Annotated in this window: 11 protein-coding genes and 1 rRNA gene; 7 read left to right on the forward strand and 5 right to left on the reverse strand. The window is 47.7% G+C overall.

Translation table 11 applies throughout. The features are described 5' to 3' along the window. Positions 1-539 (reverse strand): 16S ribosomal RNA (locus tag HY877_04175); the annotation flags it as partial. A gap of 368 nt (positions 540-907) precedes the next feature. On the opposite strand from HY877_04175, the gene HY877_04180 reads away from it, so the two are divergent. From HY877_04180 to HY877_04210, 7 genes are all read left to right on the forward strand, one after another. Continuing rightward, positions 908-3,613, forward strand: coding sequence for an Ig-like domain-containing protein (locus HY877_04180; protein ID MBI5299474.1), 2,706 nt, complete (start codon positions 908-910; stop codon positions 3,611-3,613). Between the two features lie 57 nt (positions 3,614-3,670). Continuing rightward, positions 3,671-5,419 carry a hypothetical protein gene (locus HY877_04185; GenBank protein ID MBI5299475.1) on the forward strand — a complete coding sequence of 583 codons (1,749 nt, stop codon included), beginning with the start codon at positions 3,671-3,673 and terminating at the stop codon, positions 5,417-5,419. Between the two features lie 273 nt (positions 5,420-5,692). Continuing rightward, positions 5,693-6,937, forward strand: a complete 1,245-nt coding sequence (locus HY877_04190) for a hypothetical protein (GenBank protein ID MBI5299476.1) — start codon at positions 5,693-5,695, stop codon at positions 6,935-6,937. A 5-nt stretch (positions 6,938-6,942) separates the two neighbouring features. Next, entirely contained in the window at positions 6,943-7,521 is a 579-nt protein-coding gene (locus HY877_04195; GenBank protein MBI5299477.1) for a hypothetical protein, read from the forward strand. Continuing rightward, positions 7,518-7,826 (forward strand): hypothetical protein, encoded by a 309-nt coding sequence (locus HY877_04200; protein ID MBI5299478.1) that lies wholly within the window; start codon positions 7,518-7,520, stop codon positions 7,824-7,826. The genes HY877_04195 and HY877_04200 overlap by 4 nt, the downstream gene beginning before the upstream one ends. Before the next feature lie 59 nt (positions 7,827-7,885). Next, a complete protein-coding gene (locus HY877_04205) occupies positions 7,886-8,674 on the forward strand; it encodes a nucleotidyl transferase AbiEii/AbiGii toxin family protein (GenBank protein ID MBI5299479.1) in 789 nt (262 codons plus the stop codon). Continuing rightward, a complete protein-coding gene (locus HY877_04210; GenBank protein ID MBI5299480.1) occupies positions 8,671-9,285 on the forward strand; it encodes a type IV toxin-antitoxin system AbiEi family antitoxin domain-containing protein in 615 nt (204 codons plus the stop codon). Before HY877_04205 ends, HY877_04210 begins: the two co-directional genes overlap by 4 nt. A 17-nt stretch (positions 9,286-9,302) precedes the next feature. On the opposite strand, the gene HY877_04215 is transcribed toward HY877_04210, so the two are convergent. From HY877_04215 to HY877_04230, 4 genes are all read right to left on the reverse strand, one after another. Further along, entirely contained in the window at positions 9,303-11,066 is a 1,764-nt protein-coding gene (locus HY877_04215; GenBank protein MBI5299481.1) for a hypothetical protein, read from the reverse strand. A gap of 350 nt (positions 11,067-11,416) precedes the next feature. Then, positions 11,417-11,935: a DsbE family thiol:disulfide interchange protein gene (locus HY877_04220; GenBank protein MBI5299482.1), complete on the reverse strand. Its 519-nt coding sequence runs from the start codon at positions 11,933-11,935 to the stop codon at positions 11,417-11,419. Between the two features lie 2 nt (positions 11,936-11,937). Then, on the reverse strand, positions 11,938-13,866 hold the full coding sequence (locus HY877_04225; GenBank protein MBI5299483.1) for a heme lyase CcmF/NrfE family subunit: 1,929 nt from the start codon (positions 13,864-13,866) through the stop codon (positions 11,938-11,940). Further along, the gene (locus tag HY877_04230) at positions 13,863-14,309 is read right to left on the reverse strand and encodes a cytochrome c maturation protein CcmE (protein ID MBI5299484.1); all 447 of its coding nucleotides are present in this window, start codon (positions 14,307-14,309) and stop codon (positions 13,863-13,865) included. Before HY877_04230 ends, HY877_04225 begins: the two co-directional genes overlap by 4 nt. Between the last annotated feature and the right edge of the window lie 7 nt (positions 14,310-14,316).

Genomic DNA, 14,316 nt, shown 5'->3' on the forward strand with positions numbered 1-14,316 from the left:
GGCTGCTGGCACAGAGTTAGCCGGTGCTTCCTCTGAGGGTACCGTCAAGTCAATGGAGTATTGTTTCCACTGAGTTTTCGTCCCCTCTGACAGAGCTTTACGACCCGAAGGCCTTCATCGCTCACGCGGCATTGCTGGATCAGGCTTTCGCCCATTGTCCAATATTCCCCACTGCTGCCTCCCGTAGGAGTCTGGCCCGTGTTTCAGTGCCAGTGTGGCTGGTCGTCCTCTCAGACCAGCTACCGATCGAAGTCTTGGTAGGCCGTTACCCTACCAACTAGCTAATCGGACGCAGGCCCCTTTATTACCGATAGCTTTCATGAAGAGGCCATCTTTCTCGACACCAAAATATGGTGCCGACGTATGCGGAATTAGCCCGTCTTTCGACAGGTTGTTCCCCAGTAATAGGTAGGTTACCTACGCGTTCCTCACCCGTGCGCCACTATACAATCCGAGTTGCCCCGGACTTCCCGTGCGACTTGCATGTGTTAGGCATGCCGCCAGCGTTCGTTCTGAGCCAGAATCAAACTCTCCAGTTATATTTGGAGTAGTTCATTACTGCGACTACTTAATTTTGAAACATCGCATTCATTGAAATGAATGAGCCCACTTAACGACTGACATAAAATTACGCTATTTAGTTTTCAAAGAGCATCCTACTCCCACATTAAAGACAAAAAATCCACTCAACCCTTTTAGCCTGAAGCCAAAAAGGCTTTCAAAAATCTTTTTTTATTTGAAGGAACTACCCCGACGGGGCTACTTCTTATATCAACCAAAAAATGTCAAGACCTAAACAAGGATTTTTAAGAATTTTTCTAACGGAAACTACACTGGATAAATTTTGACGGATTCTTTAAAATAGCTTCGTATGCTTTGCTTAAATAAGGTCGCAAAGCGGCTTATTGTGCTTGTTGGACTTGGCGTGGCATCTTTCGTCCTTATCTCCGCCTGCTCCCAAAGAAAGCCCGCAACCACCCCCGGCGGCGGCGCCGGACCCCAGATAGGAACAGGGGGGACACCCTCCGGAACAGCAGGAAATCTCGCTCCTCCTTCTGTAAATGCCGGTCCCATCTTCCCCCATTCCAAAGAATGGGCGAACCCTGCCTCGCACGGCGTATGGGTCGTTCAAAATAATGTTACCATCTGTTTAAAATGCCATGAAAAGGGTGACACCGTTGCCAAAGCCGCCACGGCCGGCGGAGCTCCCCAATGCGCTTCTTGCCACAAACTTTTCCCGCACCCCGCCGACTGGGTCAAAAAAGAAAATCACGGCAAATTTGTCGCTGAAAATGGCAAAGGTAATTGTACTACTCAATGTCATGGCGTTGATCTGAAAGGGGGGCTTTCCGGGAGGACCTGCTCTGAAAGCGGTTGTCATAATAATCTGTATCCGCACTCTACCGAGTGGAACATAGAACACAGGGCTGTAGCCTACAATCTGGGCATCATAGCTTGCCAAGGCTGTCACGGTACGGATTATCAAACCATTTTGAATGGTAAAAATTGTTACACCTGCCACAAGGATTTTCCCCACCCCGATCCTGCAGTGTGGACACCGTTTACCGGGGGACATGGTGAAAGGGTTCAGATCACCTACTCTAAAAGAACGGACGAGTGCGAAAAGTGTCATGGTGACGATCTTCAAATACCAAAGGGTCCCAACAGACAAAATTGCTTTAGCTGTCATCTCTCCTTTCCTCACGAAAAAAAATCAGCGGCTTGGAAGGAGTACGAAGGACACGGGAATTATGTTTTGGGAACCGGAAGTCCAACTAGAGAAGATGTAAAAAACGCCATTAAAGAATGTAAGATGTGCCATGAGAGTAACAATAATAATTATAGCGGCGGCCTACACAATCAGCCTTCCTGTTTTAAATGCCACCCTTCCTTTCCCCATCTCACAGATGATTGGGTAATGCCACCGGGTCAGCCACAGGGACATGGAAATTACGTCGGTAATCCCAGCAACAGTGGCACCACTTCCTGTGCTACCGCACATTGTCATGGAGTGAATCTTGCTTACGTGACAGGCACCACTCGCGGAAATAGTTGCGTGGGATGTCACACTGTTTATCCCCATCCTGCAGGTTGGGTTGTACCTGAAGGTCAACCGCAGGGACATGGTGCCAGTGCCCTAAGTGCGGGCATTAACGCATGCAAAGGCTGTCATAGCGATAGCAATGGCGACTTCCAAAGAAGAATCAACGGTCACAAAAATTGTTACGACTGCCATGAATTTCCACACCCTTCAACGTGGACAACGCTCGAACCGGCAACAAATAATGCTGCAACTCGCGACAATCATTTCCATGGAAACGCGTTCATCCGAAAATCCTTGAGTGGGAACACAACGGATTGCACGATGTGCCACGGAGTCAACTATGACCGTGACATTGCTGTTGCGGGTCTCAATTTTCAATGCACGAAGTGTCACCTAAACGGCGTTACACACAAAGACATGCCAGCGTGGCGGTTGGGAACCGGACATGGAAAATTTTTCTCGGATAGCCGTTTTCAATCCGTTGACACAACCGCATCTTGCTGGAAATGTCATGGTCAACCGGTCGGTTTTGACACCCAAACTACCGATGCTGGTTTAACCGCACAATCCAATTGTTATGATTGTCATAAACTTTATCCCCACATCACTTGGTCTGGTGATTCATGGGAACCTGTTGATTTGAATATTTGCGGTCAGAGAGATGCAACCAACTATGCACACATGGTCTACGTTGACGAACATCATAGTGTGTCTTCCCCTTTTGATTCTGCCGCTACCTGTGGTGGAGGCACGAACGGTTCCTGTCATAAAGATGGTCTCCGTGCTTATAAATCTTTTGCAATAGCTCCTTGCGATTACTGCCATCGCTCTGCCACTACACCTCCTCTGCTACCCGACTGCGGCGTGGGGACTCCTCCAACTTCCATCCAACGCAACGGACCTCCCGTTGTCGTTTCCACCACGCCAGCTCAAGGGGCAACAAATGTGGAACCGTCAAACAGTATTGCAGTTCAGTTTAACGAGGCCATGGATAAAACAAGTGTTGAACAGACAGGCACAGTGACTTTAAAAACAATGGGGGGAGTCAATGTTACGGCTACGGTTAGATGCAGTCAGGATTGGTGTAGACGGGCAACTCTGACGCTACCTCCTTCATCCAATCTTTTGCTAACAAATATAACATACGTAATCACCGTAACAACCCAAGCCAAAGATTGGGGAGGCGCTTCCATGGCGCAGAATTTCCAATCGACTTTCTCAACACGGCTTCCAGATACCACCCCTCCGCGCATTCTTCGTACCGATCCCGTTGCTAACGCGACAAATGTACCCGTGGGGAGATATATCCTTCTCTATTTTAATGAACCGGTATCATACTCGAGCGTTTCAAATGCTATCTCTGTAGCACCACTAAATGGTTATTCCGTTACAGGGAGTACAAGCTGTCGCGACATCAATAATTGCACAGCAATTGAGTTCAAGTTTATACAACCGCGATCTATGTCTTATGGCACAACATATGAAGTAGTCGTTTTGCCAAATATCACGGATCTGGCAGGAAACCGGTTTGGAACACAACCACCATGGAGATTCACAACAGCTCCGTAAAGACGCATAACCTTTATCATTGGCAATCTTCATTAAAATCTTTATCTCTTGTCCCCCATGAACAAGATCGTGACTGTTTTTTGGGGAGTGGCGTTGTGCTCTCTTTTTATTCTGTACGGGTGCGGCGAAGCAAAACCAAACGCCACGACTCCAGCTCCTGCCGAGAAAATAGAGACTCCACCGGCACCCGCAACAGGAGATAATCCGGCGCCACCCGCAACGCCTTCCATTTTTCCCCACTCCAAAGAATGGAAAGACGCCGCCACCCACGGCGTGTGGGTTCTGAAAAACACTTCCGACGTTTGCAGCAAATGCCATCAAACCAGCGCCTGCAATTCCTGTCATTCCCTCTTTCCCCATTCCGACGGCTGGGACAAAAAAGAAAATCACGGGACTTACGTTTCAACCAACGGAAAAGAAAATTGCACCACACAATGTCACGGCACCGATTTGAAAGGCGGACTTTCAAAAATTTCCTGTGACTCGTGTCACCTGCTCTATCCCCACGCCACAGGGTGGGCTTCACCTGAAAAACATGGAGTAAAAGCACTAGGAGATTTAAAGTCGGTGTGCAAAAACTGTCATGGCGCTGATTTGCAGGGAGGCACCAATGGTGTTTCCTGTTTTCGATGTCATGAAAAATATCCCCACGAGACCGATTGGAAAAATCCTCTCAAACACGGAAATTTTGTGCGAGATAACGGACAACAAAATTGCACTACAGCCTGCCACGGCACGGACCTCAGAGGCGGTCTCTCCGGAATTTCCTGTTCTTCCTGTCATGCTCTCTATCCCCATCTTTTGGGATGGAAAAATTACGACGGACACGGAAAATATGTTTTGACTACTTTAGCGAACGACAAAACTTCCTGCAAAACATGTCATGGAAGCGATCTCAAGGGAGGGTCTTCAGGAATTTCTTGTTACAGTTGTCATACCAATTATCCCCACGAAACCGGATGGAAGACAGCAATCAATCACGGACCCAAAGCTTACGGAACACTCAAAAATAGTTGCGCCGCGGGCAACTGCCATGGCACCACTTTTCAGGGAACTCCCCAAGCCCCCGCCTGCTCGCGTTGCCATAGCGATTTCCCGCACACCGATTCAAAATGGATGACGCCTGACAAAACAAAAAATGCGGCCGTTCGGGATGATCGTTTTCACGGAGACAGATTCATCTGGAACATGCAAAGGGGAGAGACAACGCCTTGCGCCCAATGCCATGGAACGGATTACAGCAGAAACATTGGCGTTGCGGGTCTCGATTTTCAATGCACAGAGTGTCATACCAACGGCATCACGCACACGGGGTCATGGTCTTTCACAGGCCACGGCACTTATTACTCCGCCCTCTACAATTCTCTTTCCACCGATGCAAACTGCAAAGACTGCCACGGATCCGCCGTGAATTTTACCGACAGCCAAACCAAAATTTTTCTGGAGGGACAATCCGAATGTTACCGTTGTCACTGGGCCTACCCTCACAAAGCCTACGACCTTTCCAGTTGGCACGAAGTATGGGAACCCGTGGTGCCTAACAACTGCGGCGGCATGACCAACTCCGCACATCTCACCTATCTTATGTCCAGCCCTCTCTTCACCGATGTCTACGGACAACGCCCGTCTTATACCGATGATCCCAACAGCGTTCCCGCCATTCAAAACTCCTGTAGTGGAACAGGCGGCTCTTGCCATTTTAACGGTCGGCGTTCCTACAACACCGGCTCCACCTCCCGCCTGTGTGGAAAATATTGTCACAGCGCCACAACATCCGCGATCCCTTCGCGCCCCCCGTGCCCGTGAAGGACAATGGACCATGGACTATGGACCATGGACCAAAAACCAATGTTGCCATGCCCTTCATTTTTATGTTAGAAACATGCGCACAAAGTAATGAGCGCCTGTGAAAACCACAATTTGTCATTCCTCGCTGTGCTCCGAATCTACTTTGTTATCAGATAGATCCTTCACGGAGTTTACCCTGAGCGCGAACAGATTCTTCGCTCCGCTCAGAATGACAATAATGGCGAAGGGTTCAGGATGACAAGCGAAGTTTTTAGGTGCCCTAATCACGCGATGCTAAGAAAAAACTTTATCCTTGCTCTACCACTTCTTCTCATTTCACTCCCGTTGAGTGCCGGCGAATTTCATCTTGATAACGATGTCATCGGTCAGGTGCGCAAAAATACAAGCAGTCAGAGAGAAATTCCCGTGAATGAATATTTCGGGATGTCCTTCGCCCAACCCTCATGGCATCTTGGTGGCGAAACCAACATGCGGGAGTTTCGCGATTTCGACAGAAAACTTGATGAATTTGATCTTTACCAAACCGTCATTCACTACACGCCTCTTGAAGCGCTCCAAATCGATGCGGGTCGCCAGTTCGTCAATCAGGGTTTTTTCGTTGAAACGTTAGACGGCATTCAAACAACGGTTGCTCCATGGAAGTACGTTGATTTTATCGCCTACTCCGGCATTCCCCGGAGTGTTGAAGTGGGCGACTTTAATAAGAATGATGGACTGATCACTGGCGTCTCCATCGGATCGCGAAACCTGTCACGCACCAACATCAGAGTCCACGGAGCTTGGCGCAAAATCAACATTCATTGGATGGACGTGAAGCACAATGATGAAGTTTTTGTGAGCGGCAATTTTTCGCATCAATTCGCCGTGAGTTCAACGCCGATGCTTTATGGTTTTATGGAATACAACACGGCGGCGAAAGTGCTTGATGTTGGCACAGCCGGCTTTGATATCTACCCCACAGGAAAAATCCGTCTCAATTTGGAATTCAACTATTTCAACACCAACCGTCAAAGCGACCGGACCACCGTCCAAGCTCTTTATACAGCGGGACGGATGATGGGTGGTCGTTTCTCTTCAACGTGGACACTGGTTTACGGTTGGCTCGACCTCATTGAAAATTATTCCTTTCGCAACACCGAAGTGTTGAGGAATGATTTTCGGAATAGTCATCTGGCAGATGCATCGCTTCGTTTTACGGCCAACTCCATCGGGCTTAGCATCACACCCGGTTACTACTACGAAAGAAGTTTTGGTGGACATCTCAACGGGGCGAAAACCAATATCCACGAACAATTCACGGATAAATTTTACGCCAATCTTCTTTTCGATTTCACGAAATATAAAAAGATCACCAACAACAACGACAACGCTTATTCCGTAACCGGATGGACGGGTTATGAAGTGGCAAAGGGCTTGACCCTCTCCGGCGGTTTTGAGTACAACAAAAACAGTTTCTTTAACAAAGACAGTAGAGGGTCTTTCCGCGTTGACTATCATTTTGACAGGGGGAGTTGATAACTATGCGACAACAAAAATATCTCCAACTACTTTTGCTTTTCACGGTCTTTTTTTTCTTCATGGCGGGTGGAGTCACGGCAAAGGAAAAGAAACCACAACATCCCTTCGATTTGTTTGATCACGAAATGCACACGGGTTTTTTTGAGTCGGAAAAAATTCCGTGCGAAACTTGTCACGCAGACCCCGAATCTTTTGAAAAACGTGAAAAAATCAACCGGCTTGGTTGCCACAAATGCCACAACAGTCCGGAACCCTTGATGCCCGGAGCAACGCAGGAGTGCAAGGTTTGCCATGTGAATGAAAAATTCCCGAAACCGGAAAACCACAAGGCGGGTTGGATTTCAAAACACGAGTCTTACGCGAAACAAAATCCGAGGTTGTGCACGCAATGTCATACAAACGCCATGTTCTGCATTGACTGTCACAAAAGACGCGACACGGTTCAACAAAAAATGCACGGACGCAATTTTCAGTTCTATCATTCCATAGAGGCGAGAGCCAATCCTCGCAAGTGCGACGCTTGCCACAGAATTGAATACTGTCAGCAATGTCACGCAGGAAGGGGTAATTCCAAAAAATGAAACGCATTACATTTTTTATGTTTTTTGGATTCGCCGCTTTTTGTCTGACCGCTTGCGGTGGAACCGCCACCAACGGTGGGGAAGATTACGGTGATCTCCTCGACACTCCCGGTGGCCTTTCACTGAATCAGGCAAAACATTCCATCGGGTGGAGCAAATCCGAATGCACCCTATGCCACAATCTGGATAACATCCATCTGGTCGACCGGACCGGCGTCACCGATATTGTAACCGTCCACAACAACGCGATTCGGGACGGCATAACCGGATGCGCCGCCTGCCACGGCACGAATGGGGTGCCGTAGACCCTTTCCAATAAAGTCTTGCAGTTCACGAAAACATATATTAGAATACATTATTGAGTATGACTTATTCCTTACAACAACGCGAGGTGTTTCATCTTGTTTTCTTGAGACATCTTGTCCGACGCCTCAAGGTTGGGTCCTATGCTCTGAAGGGCGGCACCAATCTGCGTTTTTTTTTCCGCAGTATACGCTATTCAGAAGACATGGATATTGATGTTGCGGGCATTGCGGTGCATTCGCTTCGAGATGCTGTGATGTCTATTTTGTCCGCTCCGTCCCTGCTCGCCGCTCTTCGTCCCCACCGCGTCGAAAAAATCATTCCGCCCAGCATGGCCTCCGCGAAACAAACAGAGACGGTGCAAAGGTTCAAGGTGCATCTCATCAATCAGGCAGGCGAGAATTTGTTCACAAAAGTGGAATTTTCCCGTCGGGGGCTGAAGGCCGGAGCCGTTTCCGGCGGAGCCGTTTCGGAGGCGATAGACGGACACGTTCTTTCCGAGTATCGTCTGCCCCCGCTTATCGTATCGCACTATCCCATTGATCTGGCCGTCCTGCAGAAAATTTCCGCCGTCACCGGTCGTGCGGTTCCCCAAGCCCGTGACATCTTCGATCTCTTTTTGCTTTCCACACAGATGGATGCCTTCACGGCACAAAAGATTCGAAAAAAAATTGCCGATTCCGAAATCAAAAAATCCAGAGATATTATTCTGTCCGTTAGTTTTGAACAATACAGGGACACCGTTTGCGCCTACCTCGACCCAAAAGATGCCGAGTTATACCAGCACCCGGAAAGATGGGAAGAAATCCAGCTTGCGGTTTTGACGATGATGGGAGCGGAGGATTTGTGAAAAAAAATGTGTGGATGGCCGTGCAGGAATTGGACCGGCTTGTTTTCAGCACGCGGGAAATGGCGGCCCTTACCGGAAGCGGGCCCGCTTCTGTCAGCCAGCAATTGGCAAGGCTTGAGGAGAAAGGCGTCGTAACGAGGGTCCTGCGCGGCGTGTGGGCCCTCACCGGAGACAAGCGTTTCAGTCCATTTCTACTGGTGCCGTTTCTTGGCCCTTCGCAACAGTTTTACGTCTCGTTTTTAAGCGCGTTGCACATGCACGGGATGATAAGCCAGATACCTCAGACAATCACTGTCGCAAGCACCGCGCACGGCCGTATTATAAAAACCCCCGTCGCGACATTTGTGATCCACAAAGTGGAACCGGGTTTTTTCAACGGATTTGAGTGGACGCCGTGGATGAAATTTCCCCTCGCGACACCTGAAAAAGCGCTTATGGACTGTCTTTACATTTCTTGCAGACGCGGAAAAAAATACACAGCTTTTCCGGAATTGACCTACCCCAAACATTTCAGTCAAACGAGGGCAAGACACTTGTGCCAAACAATCGGTGACAAACGATTAAAAGCCGCCATCTTAAAAAAACTGAATATTTTGTTAACCAGAATGTAGCCGCTACTTTTTGGTTATTAGGAGCCGCCTTTCCAGTGTTTGTTGCCATCCCCCAGACGTCGTCCTCCCGACCGAAGCCGAACAGGCATCCCCTTATCCAATCCAAGTGCCATATCTAAACGATAAACAGCTGAATCAACTGTTCTTGCATCCTGATTTCGGATCGCGGCATCAAGCTCTGAAAGGAATCCGTCCGCTGTTTCTCTTGCTGGACCAGAAAGCCTGCCAAGTTGTACCGCAAGCCTTTCACGAATAGCCGGCGCCCCTTCCAATATTTTTCTGTCACGTTGCTCCTGTCGGAGCTTATTAGCCGCTTCTTCCATGTGCCTTCTTAGTTCCCTAAGTACAAATTGATGAAATGAAAAATCGTGCGCAGTCATTGCACGCTCAAGGTTGACAATATAGGCGAATGCTTCTTCGGGCGTCAGAAGCCCCGACAAAGTTGGACTATGTCCCCCTCTTAAAATGTCGCAAAATAAGCATGGTAATTTTGCGACGGGTGTAAGTGCAAGTGGCGACGTTTTTGCGCGAGATTGGACAGCATTCCACTTTGCCTCTACGGAAAGCATTTTGAAATCGTCCGGAGGCGAGCCCTCAAAAGCTTCTTTTGGAGGTGTATAACCTGGTGATCTGCCACGAATAAGTTTATCTAAACCCGCGACAAAATTTGCAGTGTTCCTGTTTTCAGTGTTCGTGATTACACTAAGCACCACCCCACGTTCAATTAAAAGTCGCTTTCTCTCTACGTCGAGATCAAGGACCCGTTTATATTCTTTTGCAAGTTGCATTGCTTCTTCGGGTGTAAAAAATCTTTTTCCGGTTTCCCCGGCTATATTCTCTAAATTTTTTTTTAAAAATGGGGCTTGTCGTATAGACTGCATTTCTCGATCGATAAGTGCCCATTTTGCGTCTTCGTTCACTACTCCTTTAAATTCCGGAACCTCCTTGCTAAGATCAATGTCAGTAAGGAGCACCCGAACCACCTTGGGCCTCTGAATCATTTCCTCTATCTGCACTATGCGCTCGAACATCCGAACATGCGTCATGCCTCCAGCGGAACCCCTGTAAGTAGCTCTTTGAAGAACCCCTCTTGCCCTCTGAATTTTGGTTCTGGTTAATCCTCCTCTGCCTATAATATTATCTTCTCCAATCTCATCAAATGCCTTAAGGACCTTTAGTGCCCTCGATCTCACGACTCTATCACTCAATTGAATGAATTTGTAGTGATCCAGCGCGCGTTGGGAATACTGTTGTTCGTAACCCCGTAAGAGAGCCAGTAATTCCCTGTCGGTCATAGCCAAAATCTCTTTATCGGAGGGTTCAGCAAGAGCGATATTTCCTCCACCACTTCCTGTTTGGGCCACTATCACAGCCCCTGAATTTCTCGGGGCGGAAGTGGCCGCTGTTACCTCCGGCACCCCGCGCGAATCAACTCTCTTTGCAGAACGACCAGAACGCAAATGTCTCAAAACATCTGGAGCAGGAGCAAAACGAATTCCCTCTGATACGGAATGCCAACCCGTTTGAAGAGATAGGGCTCGCATGAATACGGAGAGAATTTTGGGGTCTGTGCGAGCCAGTCTCAGAATTTCTTGATGTAAGGCTCTTTGATTATGAAAAGGGTTATCTGTGGTGGGGGTAATGAAGCCTAAAAGTCCCTGTATAGTTTCAACGGTCGTTGCATCTGCTCCGGGTAATGCAGTCAGTTCCAAAAGCCCCGCTTCAAGGGTTGAAATATCGGTGGTAACACCGCCCAAAGTAAAAAGAATTTGGTTTGTCATAAAAATGTTCTTCTATTTACTTTATCGTCACTTTTTAGAAAAAGTTGTGTCTTTTTTTAGATAAATTATTCCATATAAAAATCAAGCGATTACACAGGTGTCGGACACCTGATGGGAATGGTGGAAAATGCGCTTTTTATGGTTGTCATCCTGAGCAAAGCGAAGGATCTCCATTTGGCTCAGTGTAAACTCCGTGAAGGATCTACTTGATAACAAATGGATTCTTCGCGGAGTTTACACTGAGCCCGAACAGATTCTTCGCTTCGCTCAGAATGACAAAGCGAAGGGCTCAGAATGACAATTTTTAGAGCAGGCACTTTTCGGATAAGCATTTAACCAAAATGGTGCCGCTACTTTTTGGTTAATTTTTCGATTTGTTCGTTGATGTATTCTGTGGTGAGGATGCCTGAGAATTTTTCTTGGATGATTCCGTGAGCGTCGATGAAGAATGTTTCCGGAACGCCGCCAACACCGTAGTTGATGGCCATTTTACTTTCCGGGTCCAGAAGGGCAAGGAAAGGGCTTCCCTCCTCTTTCAAAAATTGGAGAACCGTTTCCTTTTGATCCTGATAGACAACACCTAAAAATTTCACACCTTCTTTTTCGTAGCGGTCTCGGGCTTTTTTAAGAACCGGATGTTCGTAGAAACAGGGACCGCACCATGTGGCCCAAAAATTCACAACAAGCGGGGTGCCCGTAAGAGATTCCAATGTCAATTTTTTGCCTTCCATCGTCTCCAGAGAAAAATTCGGCGCTTTTTTGCCGATCATGACGGACGGAAGATCCCTTGGATTTCTGGTCAAGCCGAAGGCCAGAAAATAAAGAATGGGGCAGACGATGACAACAAAAAGAATAGAGCGTTTTATCATTTTTATTTTTTCTCTTCAATCTTTGGCCAGAGCAGGGAGATTAAAACTCCGATCATAATAAAACCTCCGCCAACCCAAATCCACGAGACGGCGGGGTTTACCATGACGCGAAATGTGGCCTGAAACTTGTCGTGTTCAAACGCCATGAGGGTCAGATAGATGTCGCTGGTTATTGTGGAATAAACAGCGGGAGACCCAATCGGTTCGCGGTTGTTCGCGTAAAAATTGAGTTTGGGATTGAGAAGACTGAGCGGTTTTTCATTTTTGAAAATTTCCGTGCGCGCAATGATTTCAAAACGCTGAGGCTCCTGATTCGCGTAAAGTTTTTCCAGTTGAATTTTATAGTTCCCAATCTGAAAGGACTCTCCCTGTTTGAGACTGACCTGATTGTCTAACTGATAATTTTTCGAAAAGACAACGCCGATGGCGATGAGAAGAATGCCGATATGGGCGACAAAGCCCCCGTAGCGTTTTGGTTTCGCGGAAAAAAGTTTTCCGGACGTGATAAAAACAGTGATCATTTCAAAGATCATGATCGAGAAGGAAAGGGTAACCAGAGCAATGGTCACCAAAACAAATCCTTTTTTTATTCCCAAAACAAAAGACAACGTTGTGACCGCAACCATCAAAAGAGAAGGCCACACCAAAAGTTTCAACAATTTTTTGGGGTCTCCCCTCTTCCACGGAATCGCCACCCCCACCCCCATCAAGAAAAGAATCATGAGCGCCAAGGGGCCTGTCATTTGATTGAAAAAAGGTTCTCCTACGGAAACTTTCACCCCCTGCAGGGCTTCAACAATCAGGGGATACAGAGTGCCCAGTAAAACAACGAAGCAAAAGCAAACAAACAAAAGATTCCCCAACAAAAAAGCGGTCTCACGACTCAATGGGTGATCCAGCCTCCCCTCGCTTTTGAAACGCGGTGCTCTCCAAACTATAAGACCGACGGAAATAATTAGAGCAATGCCGATGCAAACCAGAAAATAATGACCAATGCCCGATTCGGTAAAAGCGTGCACACTGTCCAGCACGCCACTGCGAGTTAAAAAAGTTCCAAGCAGGGTGAGCAAAAAAGTGGTGCAGATCAAAACAAGATTCCAAATTTTGAGCATCTGCCGGCGCTGTTGCACCATGATGGAATGCAAAAAAGCGGTGCCTGTGAGCCACGGCATAAAACTCGCGTTCTCCACGGGATCCCACGCCCAGTAGCCTCCCCATCCCAAAACCGCGTAGGACCACCATCCCCCCAGAATAATGGCGATGGAAAGAAACATCCAAGCTACCAAAGTCCAGCGCCGCGTAACATCAACCCATGTGTCCTGAAGTTTTCCCGTCACCATACTTGCAACAGCAAAAGCAAAAGGAACACTCATGCCCACATAGCCCAGATAAAGCATGGGAGGATGAAGCGACATGAGCCAATGATTTTGAAGCAGTGGGTTTGGACCGGGACCGTTATCGGGAACCGGATAAACACTTTGAAAAGGATTCGCCGGAATGGCCAGCACCAGATAGAAAAAAACGCCGAGGGAAAGTAGAGTGACAATAACCCACGGCATGAGTTGTTTAAAATCGTTGCGATAGCAATAAATGCAAAGAGTGGCGTATCCCGAAAGGAGCCAACCCCAAAGAAGGATGGATCCTTCCAGCGAACTCCACAGAGAAATGGCCGCAAAAAACCGCGGTGTCTCCCGCGCACCCACATTGGCCACATAACTGACGCTAAAATCATTTGTCAGCAGGGCAAACATCATGGCCAGCGTGGCCGTAGTCATCGCGAAGAAGTTGACATAAACAGCCATTCGCGCCCTTTTGAGTTGCACCTCTTTTTCTGATCTACTTGAAGAGTAAGCGGTTGCAATGCCAAACAGCGAAGAGCCCAGACACAAATAAATACAGAGATTTCCAATCCAGTTAATGGGAGAAATCATTTCAAAAGGTCCTTGTAGAGAAGGGTGGGTTTCTCGCCTTCTTTGGGAGGGCGATATTCATTGGAATGTTTAACCATCAAGCGGTCGGCTTGAAAGGAGTCATTTCGAAAAAGTTTTCCTTCCACAACAACACCCATATCGTCCTGAAACATTTGTGGAGGTGTGGAATGGCTGGCTACGGGAATTTCTTTGGAACCGTCTGTCAGTAAAAATTTGAGAGAGATCGCTTGTGGATCCCACTCAATGGAACCTTTTTTGACCGTGCCACCCAGACGAACCGGTTTTTCATACGCCAGATCTCCTTTGGCTAAAAGTTCCGTTGGGGTGACAAAATAAACAATGTTGCTTTCCAGTTTTCCAAAAAAAAGTACCGACAACCCTCCCAGAATAACAAGAATGGCCAACACAAAACCTGCCCACTTCGAATTAAGAGCGCGTAACAAAATAAGA

This window comes from Deltaproteobacteria bacterium, from assembly GCA_016213065.1.
GTDB lineage: Bacteria > UBA10199 > UBA10199 > SPLOWO2-01-44-7 > SPLOWO2-01-44-7 > JACRBV01.